General features: G+C 38.3%; 18 protein-coding genes and 4 pseudogenes. 19 read left to right on the top strand and 3 right to left on the bottom strand.

Annotation, left to right across the window (positions count from 1 at the left end; translation table 11 throughout):
- Positions 1-13 precede the first annotated feature (13 nt).
- The 5 genes from A361_RS04080 to A361_RS04100 all read left to right on the top strand — a co-directional run bounded on the left by A361_RS04080 (position 14) and on the right by A361_RS04100 (position 12,260).
- Positions 14-7,333 (top strand): non-ribosomal peptide synthetase, encoded by a 7,320-nt coding sequence (locus A361_RS04080; RefSeq protein WP_019379468.1) that lies wholly within the window; start codon positions 14-16, stop codon positions 7,331-7,333.
- The gene (locus tag A361_RS04085; RefSeq protein ID WP_019379467.1) at positions 7,330-8,979 is read left to right on the top strand and encodes a cyclic peptide export ABC transporter; all 1,650 of its coding nucleotides are present in this window, start codon (positions 7,330-7,332) and stop codon (positions 8,977-8,979) included. The genes A361_RS04080 and A361_RS04085 overlap by 4 nt, the downstream gene beginning before the upstream one ends.
- Positions 8,980-9,001: 22 nt before the next feature.
- The gene (locus A361_RS04090) at positions 9,002-9,214 is read left to right on the top strand and encodes an MbtH family protein (protein ID WP_019379466.1); all 213 of its coding nucleotides are present in this window, start codon (positions 9,002-9,004) and stop codon (positions 9,212-9,214) included.
- Positions 9,215-9,393: 179 nt separating this feature from the next.
- Positions 9,394-10,761 carry a 4-aminobutyrate--2-oxoglutarate transaminase gene (gene gabT / locus A361_RS04095; RefSeq protein ID WP_019379465.1) on the top strand — a complete coding sequence of 456 codons (1,368 nt, stop codon included), beginning with the start codon at positions 9,394-9,396 and terminating at the stop codon, positions 10,759-10,761.
- A 2-nt stretch (positions 10,762-10,763) separates the two neighbouring features.
- Complete coding sequence (locus A361_RS04100; RefSeq protein ID WP_019379464.1) at positions 10,764-12,260, top strand: aldehyde dehydrogenase family protein; 1,497 nt, start codon at positions 10,764-10,766, stop codon at positions 12,258-12,260.
- Positions 12,261-12,308: 48 nt separating this feature from the next.
- On the opposite strand, the gene A361_RS04105 is transcribed toward A361_RS04100, so the two are convergent.
- Entirely contained in the window at positions 12,309-12,824 is a 516-nt protein-coding gene (locus tag A361_RS04105; RefSeq protein WP_019379463.1) for a hypothetical protein, read from the bottom strand.
- 4 nt (positions 12,825-12,828) lie between these two features.
- The gene (locus tag A361_RS04110) at positions 12,829-13,173 is read right to left on the bottom strand and encodes a PadR family transcriptional regulator (protein WP_019379462.1); all 345 of its coding nucleotides are present in this window, start codon (positions 13,171-13,173) and stop codon (positions 12,829-12,831) included.
- A 130-nt stretch (positions 13,174-13,303) separates the two neighbouring features.
- Here A361_RS04110 and A361_RS04115 point away from each other — a divergent pair, with 130 nt between their 5' ends.
- From A361_RS04115 to A361_RS04130, 4 genes are all read left to right on the top strand, one after another.
- Positions 13,304-16,351 (top strand): efflux RND transporter permease subunit, encoded by a 3,048-nt coding sequence (locus tag A361_RS04115; protein ID WP_019379461.1) that lies wholly within the window; start codon positions 13,304-13,306, stop codon positions 16,349-16,351.
- 285 nt (positions 16,352-16,636) lie between these two features.
- Complete coding sequence (locus A361_RS31435) at positions 16,637-16,879, top strand: condensation domain-containing protein (RefSeq protein WP_157888569.1); 243 nt, start codon at positions 16,637-16,639, stop codon at positions 16,877-16,879.
- A 447-nt stretch (positions 16,880-17,326) separates the two neighbouring features.
- Positions 17,327-18,085, top strand: coding sequence for a YiiX/YebB-like N1pC/P60 family cysteine hydrolase (locus A361_RS04125; protein WP_019379459.1), 759 nt, complete (start codon positions 17,327-17,329; stop codon positions 18,083-18,085).
- A 77-nt stretch (positions 18,086-18,162) separates the two neighbouring features.
- Positions 18,163-19,323 carry a hypothetical protein gene (locus A361_RS04130; protein WP_019379458.1) on the top strand — a complete coding sequence of 387 codons (1,161 nt, stop codon included), beginning with the start codon at positions 18,163-18,165 and terminating at the stop codon, positions 19,321-19,323.
- 210 nt (positions 19,324-19,533) lie between these two features.
- Here A361_RS04130 and A361_RS29830 read toward each other — a convergent pair whose 3' ends face one another.
- On the bottom strand, positions 19,534-19,695 hold the full coding sequence (locus A361_RS29830; RefSeq protein ID WP_019379457.1) for a hypothetical protein: 162 nt from the start codon (positions 19,693-19,695) through the stop codon (positions 19,534-19,536).
- A 199-nt stretch (positions 19,696-19,894) separates the two neighbouring features.
- On the opposite strand from A361_RS29830, the pseudogene A361_RS31440 reads away from it, so the two are divergent.
- The 10 genes and pseudogenes from A361_RS31440 to A361_RS04165 all read left to right on the top strand — a co-directional run.
- Positions 19,895-19,960: pseudogene (locus A361_RS31440) on the top strand (ABC transporter ATP-binding protein); the annotation flags it as partial.
- Positions 19,961-20,175: 215 nt separating this feature from the next.
- Positions 20,176-20,307 carry a VOC family protein gene (locus A361_RS29260; RefSeq protein ID WP_019379456.1) on the top strand — a complete coding sequence of 44 codons (132 nt, stop codon included), beginning with the start codon at positions 20,176-20,178 and terminating at the stop codon, positions 20,305-20,307.
- Positions 20,308-20,382: 75 nt separating this feature from the next.
- Positions 20,383-20,535 (top strand): hypothetical protein, encoded by a 153-nt coding sequence (locus A361_RS30780; protein ID WP_019379455.1) that lies wholly within the window; start codon positions 20,383-20,385, stop codon positions 20,533-20,535.
- Between the two features lie 9 nt (positions 20,536-20,544).
- Positions 20,545-20,940 (top strand): DinB family protein, encoded by a 396-nt coding sequence (locus A361_RS04135; RefSeq protein ID WP_306576524.1) that lies wholly within the window; start codon positions 20,545-20,547, stop codon positions 20,938-20,940.
- Positions 20,941-21,179: 239 nt separating this feature from the next.
- Positions 21,180-21,691 (top strand): annotated as a pseudogene (locus A361_RS04140) (DinB family protein).
- Between the two features lie 13 nt (positions 21,692-21,704).
- A pseudogene (locus A361_RS04145) lies at positions 21,705-22,045 on the top strand (HAD hydrolase family protein); the annotation flags it as partial.
- Between the two features lie 143 nt (positions 22,046-22,188).
- A pseudogene (locus A361_RS04150) lies at positions 22,189-22,601 on the top strand (NUDIX hydrolase).
- 225 nt (positions 22,602-22,826) lie between these two features.
- The gene (locus A361_RS04155; protein ID WP_019379452.1) at positions 22,827-23,558 is read left to right on the top strand and encodes a class I SAM-dependent methyltransferase; all 732 of its coding nucleotides are present in this window, start codon (positions 22,827-22,829) and stop codon (positions 23,556-23,558) included.
- A gap of 153 nt (positions 23,559-23,711) precedes the next feature.
- Positions 23,712-23,906: a hypothetical protein gene (locus A361_RS04160; protein WP_019379451.1), complete on the top strand. Its 195-nt coding sequence runs from the start codon at positions 23,712-23,714 to the stop codon at positions 23,904-23,906.
- A 1,150-nt stretch (positions 23,907-25,056) separates the two neighbouring features.
- On the top strand, positions 25,057-25,572 hold the full coding sequence (locus tag A361_RS04165) for a DinB family protein (RefSeq protein ID WP_019379450.1): 516 nt from the start codon (positions 25,057-25,059) through the stop codon (positions 25,570-25,572).
- Positions 25,573-25,865: the final 293 nt, after the last annotated feature.

Consider the following 25,865-nt stretch of genomic DNA (forward strand, 5'->3'; position numbering starts at 1 on the left):
AGGAGGGTAACCTTTGAGTCTGGAAAAAGAACTTGAGATATTAAAGCAATTGAAAAAGCAAATGGGACTAAGAACGGCAAACACCATTCCTAAGCGGGAGAATCAAAATGAATATCCTTTATCTTATGCGCAGGAAAGAATGTGGTTTGCTTCCGAACTTAAAAGTTCAAGTGCAGCTTATAATATTCCGCTTGCCATGAGAATGACTGGACCGGCAGATTTTAATAAATTGGAACAAGTTTTTAACAGGATTATACAAAAACATGAAGTTCTGAGGGCGGGATTCGAAAATTCTAAGGGTACACCAACTCAGCACATCAATCCTTATCAAGAGGTGAAAATCCCTGTAATTAAAATCAATGGGGAAACATTGCAGGAAAAGGAAAAAAAAGCAAATGAACAGATAAAAAAATCAGCATCTGTCCCATTCAGTCTTTCTTCCGGCCCTCTGTACAAAATAGAAATTTACAAGCTTACTGAAGAAGATCATATCCTGTTATTGGTTTTTCACCATATAGTATTTGATGGATGGTCTACAGGAGTCCTGATGCAGGAGATAACAGACCTCTTTACAGGGAAAAAGTCTGAGGAACTGAACATACAATATGCCGATTATGCACAATGGCAACGTGGAAGATTTGAAAATGGGGATTTAGACAGACAGTCTGCTTATTGGAAAAAAAAGATCGGGGAGAATCCTCCTCCCCTTATGCTTCCAGCAGATTCTGGCATGAACAAAGAAGGGAAATCTGCAGGAAGCATTAAAAGATTTGAAGTAGACAGCGTCATTGTAAGTGCTATTAGAGATGCGAGCGTGGAGTATAAGGTTTCTCCTTTTGTTATTTTCATAGCAGCCTATTATGTTTTTTTATACAAATACACTAATCAAAAAGAGCTTATACTTGGGGTTCCGGTTGCCAATCGCCAGCAGATGGACACTGAAAGACTGATAGGATGTATTGCCAATACTCTACCTCTTAAAGCAGATATTGATCACCAAGAGACATCCGTTGCCTTTATGAGGAAAATATCCGAAATAGTACGGGAGGCACAGGATCATGAGGAGCTTCCATTCGATAAACTGGTTGACCTCTTAAATGTGACAAGAAGCCTAACTAATAATCCCGTGTTTCAGTCTATGTTTGTTTACCAGCGGAAAGAGCAGTCCACACTCCGGCTGGATAAATGCCTTCTTCAACCTTATGAAGTAGAAACGGGAACTAGCAAATTTGACTTGTCACTATCGTTATTGGATACACCAGAGAGAATAGAAGGTTTCTTTGAATATAGCACAATTTTTGAAGAAGAAACTATCAATAGAATGATTAATAGTTATCTTCAGATTCTATCAGAAATGATCCTTTCTCCAAATGAACGATTAGGAGAGATTAAAGCCATTACTCCTATTGAAGAGAGTTATCTGCTTGGAGAAAAGAGCTGCAAATATCCAAAAGAAGGTAATATACATGAACGATTTGCTGAACAAGTTAAAAAATTTCCAAATCGGACAGCTATCGTCTATGGAACAGAAGAAATTACATATGCTGAGTTGGACCAAGAAAGTAACAGGATGGCGAACTACCTAAGAAAAAACGGGGTTGGAAGAGAGACAAGGGTAGCTATCCTGCAGGACCGTTCAATTTCATATATCATCAGCATTCTTGGTGTTCTGAAAGCAGGCGGTACCTATATACCTCTCGACCCTGAACAGCCTGAGAGCAGATTGCTAGATATAATAGAAGATTCTCGGTGTAACATTGTAATTTCTCATGCAAAATTCAAAAATACTTTTAGCCTGGGTGGGAATTACAAATCAATCATTTACGAGGAAGATCCTTGGAATTTAGAGGGCAGTGGTGGAAATTCCATGGACGTTTATCCGGAACAGGTGGCATATATTATATACACTTCTGGTTCGACAGGAAAACCAAAGGGAGTCTTAAATACGCACCATAACGTCAGAAGACTTTTTTGGAGCGCCGAGGAACATTTTGCATTTTCTGAAAATGATGCTTGGACACTTTTTCATTCACTGGCTTTTGACTTTACAATTTGGGAGATATGGGGAGCCTTGTTTTACGGAGGGAAACTTGTGATTGTTCCATCCGAAGTGAGAAGAAGCCCAAATGAATTTTTAAACTTGTTGCTTCAGCAAAACATCACCGTATTGAATCAAACTCCTTCAGCATTCAAAGAGCTGTTACATGAGATGGAAAAGGTACCTGCAAACCTCAACTTAAAATATATTATCTTTGGCGGCGAAGCGCTTCATTTTGATGACCTCTCACGTTGGTTTGAAAAGTACGGAGACAGGACTCACCTAATCAATATGTACGGCATTACGGAGACTACAGTGCATGTGACTTGGCGGGAGGTACGATTAGAAGAAACGCATGAGGGATCTAAAAGTTTGATTGGCCGCCCACTAAACGACCTTAAGATTTATATTCTTAATGAGGATTTTCAGCCTGTTCCAATTGGAGTACAAGGAGAAATATTTGTTAGCGGAGATGGCGTTGCCCGAGGTTACAATAACCGATTTGCTCTGACTGCAGAGCGGTTTATCCCGGATCCATTTTCTAATAAGGGCGGGCGTCTTTACCGTACAGGGGACGTTGGCAGGATACTCCCGAGTGGTGATATTGAGTATATCGGGAGGGCGGATGACCAGGTAAAGATCAAGGGACACCGGATTGAGTTAGGAGAAATCAAAAGCTATATATCTAACGATCCTTCGATAAAGGATTGTGAAGTAACTGTAAGGATCAATGAAAATAATGAAAAAGAAATAGCGGCTTTTGTTGTTTTTAAAGAACTTGCTAATGACATAGCAATTAAAGGACTGAGGCAAAGGCTTCTTCACGATTTACCGAAGTACATGTTCCCTGCACATTTACATTCTGTTGATTCAATTCCTTTAACGACTAACGGAAAAGCGGATAAGGCAGCGCTGCTAAAACTCTGCGGCCAACATCCTGGAAGAACGGCCAGGTTGCCGGAAACTAACAAGGAAAAAACACTTGCAGGCATTTGGCAGGAAATATTAAACAAAAAACAGGTATACCTCGATGATAATTTTTTCTCTCTAGGTGGTGACAGTATCCGCTGCCTAAAAGTGATATCAAAAGCGGAAGAGGTCGGATACCTCTTCACTCTAGAGGATCTGTTTCAAAATCAAACCATAGAAGAGCTTGTCCAGTTGTTGAATGAGCCCGGTCGCCAAGTGAACCGAAAAGCTTCTCTTGAACCATTTGCTCTTGTTCCTGAAGAAGAAAAGACTCTTATTCCTGAAGGAGTCAAGGATGTGTATCCTCTCGCAAAAGTTCAAGAAGGAATGTTCTTTCACATGGAACAATATCCTGAACAGCCTCTTTATCATAATATTGACAGCGTGCTGCTTAAAGGGAAGTTTGATTACTCCTTATTTTCAAAAGCGGTACAGAAAGTGGTTGCTGGGAATGTGATGCTTCGTACATCGTTTGATCTTAAGAATTTTAGCATTCCCATGCAGATGGTTCACGAGAATGCACTTCTGCCTGTTGGCTTTATGGATATAAGACATTTAGACCATCCGGATCAGGAAAATATTATTGATGAATATGTGCAGGAAGAGAAGAAGAACACTTTTGACCTGACAAAGCCAAGCCTGCTCCGTTTTTTTATTCATCAGCGTTCAGAGGAAACTTTTCAGTTCAGCTTAACTGAGTGCCATCTTATCTTTGATGGTTGGAGCCTGACTTCAACACTTGCTGAGATCTTTGAGGTGTACTTCAATTTGCTGGAAGGGGAAGAAATAGCCAACAGGGAAGAACTGGCCATTGACTACAGGGATTTTATTTATCTTGAGCAGGAAGCTATTAATAGTGCAGAGCACATTGAATTTTGGAAAGAATTTTTAGCGGAGTGTCAAGTTCTTAAGCTCCCGGTTTATGAAGAAAAACGGAAGCAAAAAGGCACTTTTAGAGTGAGAAGAAGGATTGTAGAACTGTCAAAGGAAACATCCAGAAAACTAAAGCAAGTTTCAGAGGAATATCGAATCCCTGTAAAAAGTATGTTGCTTGGATCGCATATCAAAGCTCTGCAGTCTATCACGGGCCAAAGCGATATAGTAACAGGAATGGTCTCTAACGGCAGAATGGAGGAAAAAGACGGGGAAAAGGTCAAAGGTCTTTTTATAAATACACTGCCATTCAGGCAGCAGGTATTTTCAGGAAGCTGGATTGATCATATGAAGATGATTTTTGAAACAGAGCAAAAGATCTTACCATTCAGGAGACTTCCTCTGCCGGAGATACAACGTCATATTAACCAGTCTACGCTCTTTGATACAGCTTTTAATTATGTGTATTTTCATTCAATGGAGCCACTGCTGACTTCTGACAAAATACAGGTTGAAGGATATAACAGCCATTCAGCTAATGATACCCATTTTAAATTAATGGTCACATTCTCGAACCATCCGCCAGACTATGAAATTCGTCTAACGCTGGCCTACGATGAGAGTACATTTACAGAAAGCCAAATGGATTTGATCGCAGGGATTTATCATACTATTCTGAAGTCCATTGCGGAATGCCCAGAAGAACCGCATAATGATCGACCTTTTCTGCCTGATGATATTTATGAAAAAGTAGTGTTTGGTTGGAACTCAAATGAAGAAACATTTAATGATGAACACCTTTCCCTTCATGAGCTTATTCAAAAACAGGATGGAGGCAGGGTGGCACTGATTGAAAGGAACAAGGAGTACACTTATCAATGGCTTGACCGAGAAAGTGATAAAGTAGCTGCTTACTTGCAAAGTAGGGGAATGACCAATGATTTTATCGGTATCTATATGGATCGTTCAGCTGAAATGATCGCAGGTTTGGTTGGGATATTGAAATCTGGTTGTGCTTATGTACCTTTGGACACTTCTTATCCCGAAGACCGAATCAAATATATGCTGAAGGATTCAAAAGTAAAGTGCACCCTTACTACAGAAAAACGCTCAGCAGAGCTTGAAGGAATCACTGACAGCCTTATCGATATAGAAAATATACTGCATGCATCTCGCTCGCTTCCTATTCAAAAATCAGCGCCAAAGCTTGCTTATATGATTTATACATCGGGATCAACAGGAAGGCCTAAAGGGACAATGGTTGCCCACAAAGGGGTTGTTAACCGGATTCTCTGGATGCAAAAGCACTACGGGATTTCACAGGAAGAACGGGGACTTCACAAAACGCCATTAAGCTTTGATTATTCCGTATTTGAAATCTTCAGTACACTTTGCACAGGAGGAGCTCTTGTACTTGCGAAGCCTGAAGGCCACAAAGACAGCAGCTATCTTGCCGGCCTGATTAAAGAGCACCAAATAACTACACTGTTTTTTGTTCCAACAATGCAACAGGAGTTCCTGAAGGCACTGGAAGCTGGTTCTATTACTACGATTAAAAGAGTAATGTGCAGCGGGGAACCTTTAACTTCACAAATAAAAGATTCATTTTTTAGAATGTTTGATGCTGAACTTTACAACCAATATGGACCAACTGAGGCTTCAGTTGAAGTGACATCTTTTGCTTGTAGGAGAGAGGATGCAGTTGTTCGGATTGGACGACCGATGTCCAATACAAAAATATATATATTGGATGATAACTTACATCCTTCTGGAATTGGAGTACCTGGAGAAATCTATATCGGAGGACTTGGCTTGGCTGCTGCTTATCACGGAAAACCAAGTTTAACAGCTGAGAGTTTTATCCCAAATCCTTTCTCTTCATTAGGAGAACGTTTGTATAAAACTGGCGACCTTGCTCAGTATAGCCCCGAAGGAGAAATTGAATATATCGGCCGTAAAGACAGTCAGGTGAAGATGAGAGGCCTGCGAATAGAGTTAAGTGAGATTGAATCTATCATAAGAGAACAGCCTGAGTTTAAAGAAGGTGTGGTTATCTACCGTAAAGATGATTTATCTCCTTATGGAATGTTGGTTGCTTATGTAATACCTGAAAATGGAGAGCAACTAAACGAAAAAGAAGCCAAAAGAGTTCTGAGAAAAGGTCTTCCACGCTTTATGGTGCCAGAGAGGATCATTTTGATGGAAGAGCTTCCAGTAAACCCAAATGGAAAGTTGGACAGAAGTAAGCTGCCAGAACCGATGCTTGGAACTGTAAGTGAGAGAGACATAACACCTGCTACTACTGTTATGGAAAGAAAAATGGTGAAAATCTTTCAGCAAATTCTCGGAGTGGACCAAATCGGAATACACGACGACTTCTTTGAACTAGGGGGAAATTCCCTAAATGTTGTTCACTTAATGGGGCAGATTGAAAAGCTGCTTGGTCAAAAAATTCCATTAGATGTGATTTATGAAAAGCCGACTATTCATGAGATTTTGGAAGAAGCGACTGGAAGAAACTCCATTGTCGGCCGAATTAATGCATTTACTAAGAATGAACTTACTAGTAGGCATGGTGAATTGTTTACTGAAGTGACAGATTTGGGTCCAACGCTATTCTTTATATCAGAGATGGAAGCCATATACCCGTCTTCAATGATTCCTCAAGCAACAGATCTCGCAGAGGCAATTGGGTCAGATTACCGGATAATTGCTATCCAGCCACCTCCATTTCTGAAAGATCTTGAAGAGGCAGACTTAAGAAAAGTGGGAACCTTAAAAGTTGAATTGGCTGAACCATATATAAACCTAAAAGAAATAGCGCAACTAACGGTAAATGGAATCAGGAAATTTAAACCGCAAGGGCCATTTATAATCGGTGCGCAATCAACAGGATGCTTGCTTGCATTAGAGGTTGTGAAGATTCTGGAGATTGAAGGAGAAGAGATAGAGACACTGTTTTTAATAGAAGATAACGCTATTTCGGAACCGTTAAAGAGAGAAACAGACGATCCCTTAGTGAAGGAAGAATTCCTCCGGAGGGCAATCAGCAAGACAGGAGGGGATGAAAGCTATCCTCAATCCTTAAAGGAATTACCGGAAGATGAAATATGGGAAAAAACAAGGGAGCTTCTTGTTGACCAGGATTTGATTAGTGAAGAAGTCCAATACCAGGATATTTATACTATATTCCAGCTTGACCATTTCAATAGACAGATAAAAAAACAATTGTGGAATAGTGGTTTTCCTGGGAAAGTACGCTCTAATCTTCTTATCCTTACTTCTGGTGCCAAGGAAGGAAACTTCTGGACAAGTTTAACAGAAGGAAAGGTTATGTATGAAGAATTGCCAAAAGATACTATTAGATTTTCTCCTCTACATCTTGAGGGATTAAAGACAAAGCTGGTCAAACCAAAGAATTCCTACCAGGAACAGGTGAGAAACGAACTATGAAAATATTTAAATTCTTATTTAGCACCTCAAAGGTAAATGTAGTACTTGCCATTGTTGCTGGCATTATCTCTGGAGGCAGCGGTACTCTGGTAATTGCTCTGGTCAATCATATTCTGACACTAGAGAATCCTGGTATGCTCCGTATTATTTTGGGGTTCGCGGGTCTATGCCTAGCTATGTTGCTGACTAGTTTTGTGTCTGGCTACCTCCTAATACGTCTTGCACAAGGTTCGATCATCGAGTTAAGACTAGATTTAAGCAAAAGGATTCTTTCTACACCTCTTCGCGTTCTGGAAGAAAAAGGTCCTCATAGACTCTTGGCTAGTCTTACGGATGACGTAGCAGCGATTATGAATGCAGTTAGTGTTAGCCCTATGCTCATAACCAATTTGGTAATTGTCCTTGGATGTCTTGGGTATATGGGTTTTCTCTCCCTGCCTGTTTTAGGCATTGGTCTCGGTTTTATGCTGGCAGCTTTTCTAAGCTACCAGCTATTGATGAAATTCGCCAATAAGTATTTGATTCAGGCTAGGGAGAAACAAGATGAGCTGTTTAATCATTTTAATGCCCTTACCCAGGGTACAAAAGAGCTCAAAACCAATAAAAAAAGAAGACTGAGTTTCTTTCAGGATGAACTAGAGCCAACGGTACATGGAGTTTACCAAAGTACAGTCCGTGGGATGACACTGTATACATTTGCTGGAAATTGGGGGCAGCTGCTATTTCTCTTCTTCATAGGATTCGTACTCTTTCTGGGTCCTGTCTTCAGTTCGGTCAGTTCAGAAATTTTGGTGGGGTATACATTGGCGATTTTATATATGATGACTCCGCTTATAACTATTTTAAACATTATGCCAAACTTTGGACGGGCAAATATCTCACTGAAGAAAATAGACAGCCTTGGCCTATCCCTTGGAGACGATGTACTGACAGAAAACAACCTGGAAAAAAGAGGTTATGAGAAGTTGGAATTTAAAGGGCTCACTCATCAGTATTACAGAGAAAAAGAAGACCTGAATTTCACTTTGAAAATAGATAACTTAACTTTTACACCAGGAGAGATTGTTTTTCTTGTCGGTGGGAACGGAAGCGGTAAGACCACACTTGCGAAAATGCTTACCGGCCTCTATCTGCCAGACTCTGGGTCTATTATTCTTGATGGCGAAGAAGTGACAAAAGATAGTATAGACCATTACCGTCAACTCTTCTCCGTCGTGTTTAGTGATTTTTATCTATTTGATAATCTTCTGGGAATAGACTTAGAAAAACAACAGGAAGAGGCTCAACATTATCTGGAACTGTTACAGTTGGACCACAAAGTTACTATCCGAAATGGGAAGCTATCGACTACGAGGCTGTCTCAAGGGCAAAGAAAAAGACTAGCTCTTTTGACAGCTTATCTTGAAGACAGGCCATTTTATGTGTTCGACGAGTGGGCTGCAGATCAGGACCCGGTATTTAAGGAGATTTTTTACACGCATCTTCTCCAGGATCTTAAAGAACGTGGGAAAACAATTCTAGTTATTTCGCATGATGACCAGTATTTTCACTTGGCCGAAAGAGTTATTAATGTCGATTACGGACGGATTGTCAGTGATGAACGGATGGAATCAAGTAAATACCGCCACTTAGTGGCTGAATATTAAATTTTTTAAGGAGGTGAGAAAGATGACTCAGGAATCGCTTTTATACAAAGTTGTTTTTAACCATGAAGAACAATATTCCATCTGGCCAGCGCACAAAAATACACCACCAGGCTGGACGGAAGAAGGCACAGTAGGAGAGAAGGAGGTTTGCCTGCAGCACATTGAGAAAGTTTGGACTGACATGAGACCTCTTAGTTTGCGTAACGCTATTTCTTCTGTTTATGCAGTTAAATAAATTAAATATCTGTAAAACCATAACACGTTTTAAGTATTAGTAAACGGACCTGTATAATCAGTAAAGCCACCGGCACCGAGGATGTATATGCAGAGCGGAATATGATTTTCAAAAACAAATCTCAAAATACAATAGGGAAAATCGTTAGAAAAAGAATACAGTTTAAGAGGAGCGATAATATGGCTTTTGCGAAGATTCATACAGATCTACCAGGACCAAAATCCGTAAAAATATTGGAAAAACAAGGTTCTGTGGCACGTGCATTCGGAACTTTTGTCCCTTCCATTGTTGATTATGCCAAAGGAGCCCGTGTGTGGGATTTGGATGGAAATGTATTTCTGGATATGGCAGGTGGAGTTGGATGCCTCAATGTCGGTCACAGCCATCCAAAAGTGGTTCAGACCATTCAGAGAGAAGCCGAGCGTTTTACACACACTGATTTTACTGTTATACCCTATGAATCTTACATTGAGCTTGCAGACCGGTTATGTAGAATGATGCCGGGTGAAGAAAGAAAAAGAGCTGCCTTTTTCAACTCAGGAACAGAAGCGGTTGAGAACGCCATAAAAATTGCACGAAAGGCAACCGGAAAAAGAGGTATTATCTGCTTTGAAGGGGCATTTCACGGAAGAACAATGCTTTCACTTTCACTGACAAGCAAAGTAAAACCTTATAAGGAGAAAATGGGTCCGTTTTTTAATGATATATACCGTATTCCTTATCCGAATCCCTACCGCTGGATGGGTACAAATGACCCGGAGGAAGTTTCAGAACAAGCGATAGAAGCTTTGTTAAATCTCTTTATAACACAGATACCTCCTAGTGAAGTGGCCGCCCTAATTATTGAACCTATCCAGGGAGAGGCTGGTTTTATTACTCCGCCGGCTAGCTACCTGAAGGCTTTACAGAAAATATGCAATGAAACTGGAATAATATTTATTGCTGATGAGGTTCAAACGGGCTATGGTCGGACAGGTGAATTCCTAGGCTCACATTATTTTGGCATTGAGCCAGATATCATTACACTCGGGAAATCTATTGCTGGAGGACTTCCATTATCGGCTGTTATCGGTAGGAAAAGCATAATGGACACAGCAGGTGATGGAGCCGTTGGTGGAACATTTGTTGGTAATCCGATTTCATGTGCTGCTGGGCTTGCAGTTCTGGATATTTATGAAGAAGAAAAGCTAGGAGAAAAGGCTCAGCAAATAGGTAATCAGATATTCGAAAAAGTAAGGGCTATGAAAGATAAATCCACTCTCATTGGGGATATTCGGGGAGCTGGGGCAATGTTAGCATTTGAGCTAGTAAGAGATCACGACACTCTTGAGCCGGCTGATACTGAAACCTCGGAAATTATTCAGAAATGTCTGCGAAAAGGAGTCATTCTCTTTAAAGCAGGTCTTTATAATAACGTAATCCGCTTTCTTGTCCCTTTGGTTATATCCGAAAAGGAACTGGAAGAGGCTTTAGATATTATTGAAGAATCAGTAATGGAAGTTACCGAGAATTTCTATTCAAACAGGCTTAGTATGGCAGGTGTGTAGGAATGAAAGAGTGTGAGAATTATATAGGCGGGAAATGGAAAAGTGGAACTGGAGGAAGTCAGTTCATCAACAGCAATCCAGCTACATTAGAACAAATATCTACAGGAGAAATTTCTTCTAGGGAAGATGTATTAGAGGCAATTGAAAAGGCGCAAAGCGCTTTCTACAAGTGGAAAGAGATTCCTGCTCCAAGAAGAGGTGAGATTCTCTACAAAATTGGAGATGTTATCAAAAAAAGAAAAAAAGAGCTTGCTAATATCATTGTTCAAGAAATTGGCAAAACGAATATCGAGGCTGAAGGAGAGGTCCAGGAAGCTATTGATATGGCTTATTATATGGCCGGAGAAGGACGGCGAATGTATGGCAATACAATTCCTTCTGAGTTGCCGAATAAATGGGCAATGACTATTCGGGAACCTGTGGGAGTCATAGGGGCAATTAGCGCATTTAACTTTCCTGTAGCTGTCCCTTCGTGGAAAATATTACCGGCTATAATACTTGGAAATACTATAGTATGGAAGCCTTCACCTGAAACAGGAGCTATTGCAAATGAGTTTATCCGCTGTTTTGAAGAAGCAGGATTACCACCAGGAGTTGTAAATCTTATTCTTGGATGCAAAGAAATCGGAGAGATAATTGTTGAAGATCCGAGAGTTGCTCATATTTCTTTTACGGGTTCAACTGAAAGCGGAAGAAATGTATATGAGCAGGCAGCACGAAACTTAAAACGAGTCTCGCTTGAACTTGGCGGAAAGAATGCCGTCATTGTATTGAAAGATGCAAACCTGGATCTGGCTGCAGAAGGTGTAGTATGGGCTGCATTTGGAACAAGCGGACAAAGATGCACATCTGCTAGCCGCGTAATAGTAGAAAAAGAAATTTATAATGAACTATTGGAAAAGATTATTTTAAGGACAAGTAATTTAAAAGTTGGTAATGGAAGTCACAACGATGTTAACGTTGGTCCTCTTATAAATGAGGCATCTGTTCAGAAAATGGAGTCCTATGTGAATCAGGCAAAAGAATCTGGAATTCCGGTTTTGTATGGGGGAGAAAGATTTGAAGACAAAACAGGATACTTCTTCAAGCCCACAATTCTCGGACCCATTAGTGCTGAGCATAAGCTAGCAAGAGAGGAAATTTTTGGCCCAATACTATGTGTTATTGAAGCTGATAACTTTGAGCATGCAATCCAAATTAATAATAGCAGTCGCTATGGTCTTTCAGCAGCTCTATTCACAGGAAATGTAAATAAGTCATTTATGGGTATTCGCGGAATAGATACTGGAATTGTTTATATAAATCATGGAACGACGGGAGCAGAAATTCAGTTGCCGTTTGGCGGTACAAAAGATACTGGGAACGGATTAAGAGAAGCCGGGCAGGCTGCGTTGGATGCATTCAGCGAATGGAAAAGCATTTATGTTGACTACAGTGACCGGCTGCAGCGAGCCCAGATTGATACAGAGAATTTGTTAAGCAGTATGATTAAAAACTAGTAGCATATGAAAGGGGTGCCGGGGGCGGACACCCCTTTCAGGTGATACTCAGGAAAAACGGTAACGCCTGCCTAGAAGTTTCATAGTCATGCCGCTAAGTCCTAAAGCAAGGAGCGCATTTATACCAATTACCAAAAGATTCCACCAAAGATAATCTGAGACTTTGAACAAATGAAACTCAGAGCCAATTCCTGGAGCCAATACAGGTGTAAAAGCCAAAACAGTTATAAACTGAAGTCCAAAATAATAGAAGCCAGCAAGCAGAATGAAAGCAAAAGGAGTCTTAAAGGAGACGGGCTTTTTGTAAGAAGAAGATGGGTATTCTATCCGATGTCCTGGAAGTTCCTCTTTTGTGATTGCAGTATCCATAAAATGAAGAGCAAAATCTTCGGGGGAGCCGAGATCCTTACGGAAGTCTTCATTATGTAATCGGGCTTCGCGGATATGCTCGATTAATTGAATCTTGGCATCCTCTCGATAAGATGGACTGACTCCGCTGGATTTTAAAATATCAAGGATTTGATTTACATATTGCTGTTCCTGGACAGTTAGGTCAGATTTCATTATTTTACTTTTCCTCCTTAAGATTACTTGCATTCTTAGCTAGTAGAGCTTGTATGTCATGCTGGATTTCGAACCATTCATTCAATTCCCGCCTGAGAAACTCAACTCCTAAGTCGTTAAGCTCATAATAAATACGCGGTCTTTCGTCATCACCAAATTCTTTGTAAACATTTACAAGCTGTTTTTCTTTAATACGGGTGAGTATGGGATAAATACTTCCTACTCCTTTCAATTTGATGTTGAATTGTTCTAATTCTTTCATGATTTCATAACCATAGCTCCTTTTTTTGTAAAGAATACTTAAAACACAAATTTCTAGGCTGCCTTTTATAATCGTTATTCTATCCATGATCTCATTATAACCAAACTATATACTTCAGTCAAATATATATCTTTTTAAAAAATATAATTGTTTTAAGTAGTTGTGTGTTGTAAACTATTTACATATTTTAAAATTATTTCATGAAAGAAGGGACACTATGGGTTGGCTAAAGCTGTTATTAGAAAGAAAATTAATTGTGGGATTTTCTCTCCTGCTCCTTGTTATTTTAAGCTTTGTCTTTATTGATAAGCTTGAGAACCAGTTCTATCCAGAAATCAATTATGACACAGCCACAATCTCTGCATATGCCGATAATATGCCGGCACTCGATGTGGAGGAACAGATTACTTTTGCTATTGAAGAGAAGATTGAAGGGCTTGAAGGGATTAAAAGCTACGAGTCTATATCTTCAGAAGGTCTAAGTACTATAGAAGTATCCTTCCAGGAAAACAGTGGGGATGAAGCATATGACCAATTAAAAGAGGCCATGAGCGAAATTCAAAGGGATCTTCCAAAGGTGAGTGAACTGGAGACTACTCGAAGCACCACTGCCCAATTCTATGAGATGTTCATGGATTTACATGGCGGGAAACTTAGCTCGATGACAGCATTTGCAGAAAATACCTTAAAACCAAGACTAGAAGCATTGCCTGAAGTCCTGAAGGTGCGAATTGTAGGACAAAATGAAACAAGAGTTCAAATTAAATTAGATCATGAGCAGATGAAAAGGTACAATCTAGATTTCAATGTTGTCGAGAAAGTATTAACACAGCAGAATACCAACGTTTCTTTAGGAAAAAGTGATGATAACGGTAGCCTCCCTACTTTAAGATGGGATACTAGGCTAAAGACAGTGGAAGAAATTGAGGACATAATCATACCGGCTGGACGGGGAATCGTCTATCTGGATAATATCGCAGAAGTCACATTGGAGGAGAGCAGAAACAGCCAGGAACTATGGCGGGACGGAAATGCAAATTATGTTTGGGTATCCATTGGCCGCACGAATGATGTTACACAAGCAGAAATGACTGAGGCCGTCCGTGCTGAATTGGACAAGATCAAAGGAGAAGGCCAAGCGGAAGACTTCATAATAGAAGAGACAATTGTACAGTCCGATTTTGTCAAAGATTCTATTGGTAGCCTCCAAACAAACGTGATTTTCGGGGGCGTGTTAGTTGTGGTGGTTCTCCTGCTCCTTCTTCGCAACTTCGGAGCAACTGCTATTATCGGAATGAGTATTCCGGTTACGGTTCTTTTGACATTCTTATTGATGGCTCTGTTTGATCTCAGTGTGAACTTGATAAGTATTCTTGCGTTGGGGATTGCGCTCGGAATGATTGTAGACTCATCCATTGTAATACTTGAGTCTATATACAAGAAAAAAGAGTTGGGGCTAGATGACAGAACAGCTACTCTACAGGGAACAAAGGAAGTATTCACACCTGTTCTCGCTTCTACAATGACAACTATGACCGTCTTCCTGCCAATTGGCTTGATAAGTGGAGAGATTGGGGAATTTGCTAAAATCTTATCAATCGTCATTGTGTTTAGCCAGATAACTTCTGTAATTATTTCTTTTACACTTATCCCGGTGCTGTCTGAAAAGCTCTTGAAAGTGAAAAAGAAGGAAAAAAAGGAAAAGGAAAACAAACTTTTTACTAAATATAATCAGTATATTGACTGGATAAGCAAGAATGCCAAGAGAAAGTTGGGCGTAATGTTTCTGTTCATTCTTGTAGCAGCCAGTTCACTTTTGCTGACTTTTGCAGTACCAGTTACCCTCGTCCCAGATTTCTACAACCGACAGGCCGAGTTTTATGTAGGGCTTGAACAGAATACAACACCTGAAGAACGCGAAAGAGTAGCGCAGGGAATATCAGATTTTTTAACTGATACGCCTGATGTTGAGGGTTATAATGTTCGTAAACTTGACCGAAACCGCATGTACATCTATGTGAAAATGACCCCAGAAGAACAAGCAACGAAGTCCCAAGATGAAATAAACCAAAGTATTCATGAAAATTTAAAAAGGATGTCCGACGAGTACCCTGTTACGTCTTCTGGATCTGTCACCTATCCGATACAAATAAGTATCAAAGGCTTGGAGTTTAATCAGATTCAATCAATCACCGAAAACGTTATAACGGAGCTTTCCAAAATTGATGGGGTGCAGGGGCTTACGAGCACACTGGAAAACAGCCAGGAAGAAAAAATTGTAAGAGTTAATAGGTCTAATCTTCTGGGGGATGGACTATCACCAGCGGATATAAAGGAAGAGCTGGAGCTCCTCTCTGTTAATAAACAGCTTGGAAGTATTACGACTGAAGGAAATGAGTTGCCGGTATATCTGTCTTTTGGTACAGATTTAGAGGATCCCGCTGTACTAGAGGATGTAACCATCACTACAATAAATGGTGATGAGCCATTAAGTAAATACGTTAGTTATGAAAGTGTTTCTTCTCCTTATGAAATTAAGCATCAAAATGGCGAAAGAACCATTCAGGTTGTAGGTGACATTGAAGGTAGGGACATGGGTGCCGTTAGCAACGAAATCGAAAAAGTTGTGAGCCAATTTCAGCTTTCCCCTGGATACTCTATTGAATTAGGTGGCGGTATTCAGCAGCAACAGGAAAGCTCTAACGAGATGTATCTGGTTCTAGCTTTAGCACTGCTACTAGTGTTTGCGATAATGTCTATTCAGTTTAATAGCCTGATTCATCCTATAGTTGTAATGTTTGTGATACCAATGACTCTGACAGGGGTCTTAATCGGACTATTTATCACCCAGACAGAGCTAAACCTCCTATCGGCTATGGGTATGCTAATTCTAATCGGTATTGTAGTCAACAACGGCATTCTATTGATAGACCGCATAAAGCAGCTGAGGCTAAAAGATATGCCGCGCTATGAGAGTATTAAAACAGCATGTAAAGAAAGGATTCGACCTATCTTAATCACTTTTATTACAACAGTCTTTGGTGCCATTCCACTTGCAATTACAACAGGTCATGCTGGACAATATCAGAAACCAATGGCAATCGCTTTAATTTTTGGATTATCTTTCTCAGTGTTCGTGACACTCATGTTTGTACCAGTTGTGTACGTATTGTTTGAAGATGCTGTTAACAAAATTAAAAAAACTATAAGTAAGAAAAGTCACTCTGTATCAGAAGATATAGAGGATGAAAAAACATCTATCTAATATGCAAAAGCCCCTGTACTGCTAAAAGTATAGGGGTTTTGTTATTGACTTAAAACAAATATTTAAGTTGAAATAATGGAATATTCCCCATTTGATGAACACTGATTAAATGTATGGATTTTTTTTTTACAAAGTACAGTAAAGGTCCTATAAGATTTAATTAGTCTTACACAATTTAATTCCCTGCATTTAATAAAGTCACCTAAATGAGTTGTGACTTTTAACTAAGGGAAACCATATAGTCACAACTAATGCTTTTTATTTCCTTTTTGATTATAATCCAAGATTAATCAAACACTTTACCCTTTAACTAATGCTCAAAAAAGGGTCTGGTTTATTGAAAAAATGTATCCTGGTTCAGGGCTTATGAACTTAGCTGGATCTGTAAGATTTTCATCCAAAGTTTACCCTGCCTTATTAAAAAGAGCTGTTCACCAATTTATTGAAGAGAATGATTCAAATTGTGCAACATATACAAAAAGAGAAAGGAGTCTACCAAAAACTACATTCAAAAAATGTTCCTATTGATATCCCTCTCTTGGATTTCTGTAGCCAATTAGACCCTAAAGATACGGCGGAAGCATGGATTGAAGAGACTACTCAATTGGCTTTTAAGTTTAATTCGAGTCCGTTGTTATTATTCAAAATACTCAAGATTCTGAAACTGAATTCGATTTATTAATAATCTAAAGATTAACTAGAATAGCAGATGGCATGAAGCCTTCTGTTATTTATATATGGAATTAAACTTAATAATTGCAACTAAGGAACTTAAGGAACTTGATCTTTTCCTATAGAAAATGGCATTAAGAAATAACAACATCTTATTGAAAAAAGAGAAAAAAAATACAGGTATAGGTGTGGTTATTTACATGTTATTTCTCAATACACAGGTAAGGTTACTCTAGACTACAATATAAATAGATAAAAATTCCATTTTTATCATAATATTCCTAAAAAGGAGGAAAGAAAGGTATGAAAAAAAGTAAAAAAGCCTTAGTAGCACTTGCAGTAACTTTAGGACTTTCACTTTCGTTCTCACCTTCAAGCTTTGCTAAATCCTCAGAGATCAGTACTTACCTCAAAGAAATAGTTAAACTTCAGCCAGGTACCACAGAAAAAGAAATTCTTGAATCTGTCACTGAGTATGCCAAATCTCAAAAACTATCAAAAGATGAGGTTATAAAAATGGTCCACTCCGAGCTGATACGAGATAAAGAAGAAGGCGACAAAGTTGCCAAGGAAAATGGCAACGACAAAGAGAATATTGTCATTTTTGGAGGATCTGCTGGCTCTTATACTCTGCCGATGAGTAGTAAAGGAAACATCTATTATACAGATTCCTATACAGCTTATTATAACCATGGGCATGTTGGTATGTATTCTACTTCCGATAAAATTGTAGAGGCAGTTCCGGGTGATGGAGTTCGGCAGATTAAATATAATGGACGTAATGTTGAAAAAAACAGCATTATTCAAAAAGTTAATGTAACCTCCACCCAAAAAAGCAATGCAGCGGATTGGGCGGTTAGCCAGGTAGGAGACTCTTATTCTTTTAACTTTGCAACAAATAGGTTAACAGGCCATGATGGAGACAAAAACTGCTCAAAGCTGCTTTGGTCCGCGTTTACACTTAAAGCAAACATAGATATTGACAACAATGGTGGTCTTGGAGTATATCCGCGCGATATTACTGCCTCATCCTACACTAGTACGATTGCTACAATCAATTAAAGAACCGTAATACACTTATGGATAGGATATTCATAAGTGTATTTCTTGTTCTTACTATAAAGTGAGAAGGGATTATTATGAGGAAAAGTTGGATGGTACTTGCAGGGTGCCTTTTTGTACTAACGCTGTTGATCGGTTTGTTCTTCGCTTTTTCTGACTCTTTTGGGCAGACAAGCGAAAACGATATGGATCAGAAGGATTTTCTAGAAGATAAGAAAGCTGCTGTGTATTTCTCGACTACTGCTGATCAGGATATGGATGGCAAGGGGAAAAGTTTTGCCGTGTTTTTCGATAAGATGGGAACCCCAAATACTTTTGAGATGAAGGGGCTTGAACTGGGTAGCATTGGTGTGAAAGATGGGAAAGTCCTTCTAGAAGACAAAGAGAATTTTTATAGTATTGCTAATGGCTTTAGGAAGATTCGGAAAGAGGAATATCAGCATACAGGAGACCATATTGGCTATCTAGACCAAAAGAATGGTTTCTATGCTCTTTATAATTCCGGTTATGATAAAGAGTCAGGCGGATACCGCTCTGATTATTACTGGGAAGAGGATGGAGAGTTTAAAAAAGGTGTTATTCCATTTTTTATAGAAGCATCTGTTATGCATAAAGGTACTCTTTATACACTCTCATCTTCAGAAGATGAAAAAACGTATAAGATCAGCGAGGTGAAAATTGGAGAAGAAACGCCTCCAAAGACACTTTTTGAGATAAAAAAGAATGAGAATAGTACAACTTTCGGCCAGCTACAGGCAGATGAGAAAAATCTGTATTTCATCAGACAGACAGGAAATATAACTGAAATGGTGAAAGTTGACCGAAAGACAGGGGAGAAAACCTTTACAAAAGTAGCTTCCTATTCCAACGATGAGGAAACCCTGTATAAACAGACACCTTTTAGCTTTAAACGATGCGTTTTTCTTCATAATGAAGATCTTTATTTTATAGACGGTTTTGGTGATGTATATCGAATTCAAACAGGGTCTGGAGAAAGCGTTAAAGTCTTTTCTCTATCGGAAGATAGTATGGCAGGAAGCTTAGAAACTTTTTATCGGGACGGCAATCTTTATGTTTTTTCTATTAATCATGAAGATAACTCTGCTAAAATTGAGCAGTACAGTCTTCCTGAAGGAAGGAAATCAGGAGAAATGCTGATAAAGCATTTTCCAGAGCTGAATACTTTTAATAAAAAGGTGTATCTGTATGATTTTGTTATGTTACAAGACCTGAAATGAACCGGTTTCAGGTCTTCTGTTAAATTAATTGTTTATCAAAGTAAGTTTAAGTAAAATAGGAGACTAATGAATTTTTAATAAGAAAAAACATTGCCAGCAATAAGAAGGACTTTCTTAAGTGGAATTTATTATTCTCAGGCAGTCTAAAAAATTATAAAGAAGTTTTATAAGCTAGCGGGCTTTTATTATGTTAATCCTATATTATTCTTTTCAGTTTTTCATCTCTACACTTTCCATAATCCTTTTTCCAAATACGTCCTTAGATTCTTCATCAATTATTTTATAAACACTGTATACGTACAATATTCTTCTTACTTCCTCTGGGGAATATTGGTCTTTGATATCTTCGATTAATTTATTCCAATTTTCCATCCTGACAGCTCCTCTTTAAAGATTTACTATATATTAATAGACTAAATCTAATTTCCAGAAAATACAACATACTTTAAATTTATATTGATACCCAGTTTCACATAGTTATCAAACAGTGAAAAATTGCGCTTATTAAAAAATTTATTTAATTCATTCGAGTCAGCATCGCCTTGCGCCTAAAAAACATCTTAAGAAAGAAATGGTTATTGTTGAGCATGATCAGGCATTTCAACAAACAGTTGCTACAAAAATAATATCTATGTAGAAAATATGGAGAAATTCTTTCTTTTTTTAAGACCGGCTGTAATTGCAGCCGGTCCTTTTTTATTCAGTAATGGAATTAAACAATGGGAAAGCAGACAATTAAACTAAATTTTATGTTACAGGACAAACATAGGTGAACAAGGATTTTCTATATATTTGATGAATTAAATCTACATAACCATTTTAATATTGATAGTGGTTAGGGAGGCAGCGAAAATGAAAACAAGACTATTACATGTTCGAGCAAATGTTAAAGAGTTAAGCAGAGCTTTGGAGTGGTATAAAGATGTTTTAGGCTTTTCTGTTGGAGACTCCTGGCCCCGGGAAATCCAAATATATACATTTTGAGCATGAAGGAGAAGCAATGTTTGCAATAATGGAACACTAGATTTAGATGGCAATGAAATAGGTTTTGTAGACAAGATGAAGTCTATAAGACAAGTAAAGAAGAATTGGAGAAAATTCATTGAAGCAGTGAAATACCAATTAAATGGGATCACTTACAAAGTAAATGAATTATATTACATTTATATCAAGGAGGAACAAATGGAGGAGTTAATTGAAGAGTACAGTTAAGGACATAAGATGTTAAGAGGATCCATTAGAGAGTTGTCTGGGGAAGAGATTAGGTTCAAGCCAGGAAAGGATAAATGGAGTATACACCAAATTATTATTCATATAACAGATTCTGAATTGGTGTCTACACATAGACTGAAAAAAGTTATGTCAGAACCTGAACCGCTTTTAACATCGCCTGACCAAGACGCTTTGGTGAATTCATTGAATTATGATCAATTAGACCGTGAACAATACCTTCTTCTGTTTAAAATGCTTCTCTCCAGTATGCTTCCTATCCTCCATAATTTGAAAGCTGAACAACTTGAAAGAGTTGGAGTGTATGCTGATGCTTTGCGATTTACATTCAAAGAATTACTGGAACTCCGAGTCGAACCATATACAAGGACATATCGGTCAAATTGAAAGAGTAAAAAAGGCTTTTAGGGAGAAGCACGGTTAAAGAACAAGTGCTAAAGATTCAACTGGCAATCGAGGAGTTTTTTTCTGTTGAGCATAGGGCAGGTTAGCAGGAGAAAAGCATAGATAATTGAAATACAAAAACAGAAACTGTTCACTAATAAAGGTGTTTAAAAAACATCAGGCAATTTACCTTAGAAAATCAATTGAAAATAAAGCATGATCGAAAAAAGGAGGGGTTTAAAATGACGCATCCCGTATTAAAAATGTACGATTACCACGTATGGGCAAATGGAGTTATAATTGACCGTTTAAAAGAACTTCCCAAGACATTTATCATAAGGAAATTCAAACAGGTTTTTCTTCAATATCAAAGGTGCTGACTCACATTTATACCACAGATTACACATGGTTCAATATTATCTCAGGAGAAAATATGAAAGAAGCATTGGCGTATGCAGAACAATTAAAAGAGCAGGTAGAAACAAAAAGTATTGAAGAAATGAAAAAGACCATTTTAGAGTTATCTGAACGTTACAAAGAACTTTTGAACAGCCAGGAAAATATTGAAAAGGTGATAGTGGTTGATAACCCCTATGCTGGATTACTTGAAACTTCTGTTTCTGAAACGGTGCTGCATGTTGTTACTCACGGATCCTATCATCGTGGCAATATAGCTACCATGTTACGGCAAATGGGACACACCTCCGTGATGCAGGATTATGGACTTTACCTATTCATGCCCGAGACTTCATGATGAAGATATATTCTTGTTGTGTTTGTTTGCAAATGATGAAACAGTTGAGAAGTATGAACTAAAGATTCCACATCTAACATTTAAAAGATGGCATCCTTATGTGTTAAATGTTTTGCATGAGGATGTTTCAAAGTCTTTAGCTATTATGAAAACTTTAGATTTCTTTGAAATCGATAAATCGGAAGCTATCGTTTTTGTGATGGTGAAAACGATATTGATATGTTGGAATTGGCGGGGTTAGATATAGCAATGAGGAATGGAAACGAAAATTTGAAAAAGGCTGCCGATTTTGTCACTAAACAATCAAGTGAAGATGGAATTGGCTATGTATTAAAAAAGTATGGAATTATTTAATTATTAAGCCCTGGACCGGACAGCGATCGTTCAATTTAGAATATCGCTGTTTTTCTTATTAGGCAAAAGGGGTTTGTTTAAGAAGGTATATGTTTTTACTAATAGTGCTATCTAAACCAATAGATAGAGGTGAAGAGGATAATATGGTAAGAGTTGATGTCGTTTACGCCCTTAAATTTACAACAAAGATAGTGAACAAATTTTAATGGTTAATAATAAAGGACAAGGTTGGTCACTTCCTGGTGGTGCAGTTGAAAAAAATGAAAGCTTAGAACAAGCTGTTGTTCGTGAAGTCGAAGAGGAGACAGGACTAACTATTAAGGCAGGAAATGTTTTAGCAGTTAATGAAGCATTTTTTCAGGAGAAAGGTCATCACGCTTTATTTATTACATTTGAAGCAAATATATTGGAGGGAGAATGTGAATTTAGATATGAAGAGGAAATCACAGAAATAAAATGGGTTGATTTACAAAGGGCAAATAAATTAATGCCCTACTTTCCAAACGGTGTAGAAGGTCTGCTTAAATCGTCTTCTGCCTACACTATTCAATCATAGTCACTTGATTTTCTTTGCAAAAGGGTGTTTTGGCTAGGCTCAGCAGCATACGGGGCCGCTTGTTTTCTTAAATAAACAGGGCAGGTTTGTTTAAGAAGCATTGTGTTATATTAGGTGAAATTTTTAATGAGGTGAAAGAAATGATTAGAAGGAGAAAGATAGCCTCCTGAATTAGATGCTGTTTTAATTTTAGGAGGCTAACGAATATTTTAGGAGTTGTATAAATTGAAGCAAAACAAGTATGATGATGTGAATTTCTTTTCTGAATATAAAAAAATGGCACGTTCAGTCAAAGGACTTGAAGCTGCTGGAGAATGGCATGTATTAAAAGAACTTTTACCCGAGCTCCGAAACAAAAGTGTACTAGATTTGGGATGCGGTTTCGGTTGGCATTGCCGTTATGCTCGTGAACAGCAGGCAAGGTCTGTTATTGGAGTAGATATATCTGAAAAAATGCTTGACCAAGCTCGTGAAATGACTCATGATTCCTTCATTTCATACATTAAAATGCCAATTGAAGACATTGATTTTTCAGACTCTCCATTTGATGTTGTCATCAGCTCATTGGCTTTTCATTATATTAAGTCCTTTGAAGCAATTTGTAAGAAGGTCTATGATTGTTTAAAGCCTGGAGGTTCTTTTGTCTTTTCAGTTGAACATCCAATCTTCACTTCTCGGAACGAACAAGATTGGCATCATGATGACAAAGGGTATCGTTTGCATTGGGCAGTTGACAATTACCAATTGGAAGGATTACGTGAAACAACATTTCTAACTGAAAACGTTATAAAATACCATCGCACATTTTCAACTTATATCAATGCCTTAGTTAATGCTGGATTTAATATAAGGACAATTAAGGAACCTATTCCCTCTGAGGAAATGTTAATCAGTATTCCTGAAATGAAAGATGAACTCCGTAGACCTATGTTCTTAATTATCTCAGCAGAAAAGTAATTGTTTAAACGTTCCTGCGCAAATGCAGGACGTTTTTCTTATTTAACAGGCGATGCAGGTTAGTTAAAGCAGTATTTTCCAAAATACAGGAATTCCTTTAATTAATACAGAATAATTTATTAAAAATTACAGGTATTTCGGAGGAATTATTTTATGTTTTTACAAGCAGTTTTTATGGATAGGGATGGAACTATCGGTGGAAGTGGCAGTGTTATTTATCCAGGAGACTTTAAATTGTTTTCCGATGTTGCAGAGTCAATACAGCAATTGAAAAAATCCGGGGTTTTAATTTGTTCTTTTACTAATCAATCTGGTAATTCATTTCGATTAACTACCATTTTCCTTTGACCTTCGTCCTTTTGGTCGTTAAACCTCCCGATTAACTATCATTTTCCCTCGACCCATGTTATTTTCGTCGTTAAACCTCTCGATTAACTACATTTTCCTTTGGCCCTCGTCCTTTTGGTCGTTAAACCTCCCGATTAACTATCATTTTCCCTCGACCCATGTTATTTTGGTCGTTAAACATCCCGATTAACTACCATTTTTCCTGGCTCCATGTCATTTTCGTCGTTAAACATCTCGATTAACTACCATTTTTCCTCGACCCATGTTATTTTCGTCGTTAAACATCCCGATTAACTACCATTTTCCTTTGGCCCTCGTCCTTTTGGTCGTTAAACCTCTCGATTAACTACCATTTTCCTTTGACCTTCGTCCTTTTGGTCGTTAAACATCCCGATTAACAACCATTTTCCCTGGACCCATGTTATTTTCGTCGTTAAACCTCTCGATTAACTACCATTTTCCCTGGACCTTCGTCCTTTTGGTCGTTAAACCTCCCGATTAACAACCATTTTCCCTGGACCCATGTTATTTTCGTCGTTAAACATCCCGATTAACTACCATTTTCCCTGGACCCATGTCATTTTCGTCGTTATTCCTCTCGATTAACTACCATTTTCCTTTGACCCTCGTCCTTTTGGTCGTTAAACATCCCGATTAACTACCATTTTCCCTGGCTCCATGTTATTCTCGTCGTTATTCCTCTCGATTAACTACATTTTCCCCTCGATCCCCGTCCTTTTCGTCGTAATACATCCCGATTAACTATGATTGCTGCTGGTTAAAAAGGGGCAAGTAGTTAAAGAAGGCTTAGTTTCCTAAGCCTTCTTCAGTTCATCGATTTTATCTTGAATTGTAAAATGGTGATATATTGTTAAAGCAATAATTGTGATACTAAGAGCACTAGATAAAATTGTACTTCCAATAAGCAGTCGGTTAGTTCTTGAATTAGCCATTCGGATTCACCACTTTTTTTCTTAGTTTAATTAGCAGGTATAAAAATTATGTACTTTACTTTTTAAGTTAATTAAAAATACGAGGCAATTAATGATTGGAAATCCCAAACTTCTGGGGTGCAGCCATGAAAAAAGAGGAGGTAATTTAAGTATGAGAGAGAATGTTAATATGAGTATAAATTGAGAGGAGTCTGAAAATGTATCATAGCTTAAGCGATTTTTTTAAATCCTGGGAATTTGAGGCTGGGGCTACAAGCAGGGTTCTTAAGAATCTCACAGATGAATCATTAAAGCAGGAAGTCACTTCAAATCAATGGTCTTTAGGGCGTATAGCGTGGCATACCGTCACTGCTATTAAAGTGATTAGTTCACAGGCAGGTTTAAGGTTTGCAGCTCCTAGTGAAGACTGGTCTGTTCCATCTTCAGCTAATTTCATTGCTGAGAGCTATACTAATGCTTCAAATAACCTAATTGAGGCGTTGGAAACTCAATGGGCCGATGAGACCCTGTTGGAACAAATTGATTTCTTTGGCATGAAAATGACAAAGGGAAGTCTGTTGTTATTTTTAAACCAACATCAAACTCATCACCGGGGACAAATGACTATACTAATGAGACAAGCAGGACTTAGTGTTCCAGGGATTTATGGTCCCTCAAAAGAAGAATGGGCACAATTTGGAATGGCTGAACCTAGACAAACTTTATTTAATTAAACTCTAGAGCCACTATTGTAAGTAGGTTTAATCAATATAGAAAGACATAATAACCGATTTAAGATCCAGCAGCCAAACTAGGCGGCTTTTTATTTTTAACTACAGGGGCAGGTTAGCTTTAAAAGGTATAGACGATAAAATATAGAATATATTCACTGTAGAAACTATTGTTACTGAAACGCCTGAAGATAAAAGAGAACGATTAAAAAATAATCCTGCTGGTTCTTGATTCGATTCATTAAATATAGCAAGGGGCATTTACCATAAAGGTAAGGAAGGAATTCCTAATTGAA

It is taken from the genome of Cytobacillus oceanisediminis 2691, from assembly GCF_000294775.2.
GTDB classification, from domain to species: Bacteria; Bacillota; Bacilli; order Bacillales; family Cytobacillaceae; genus Cytobacillus; species Cytobacillus pseudoceanisediminis.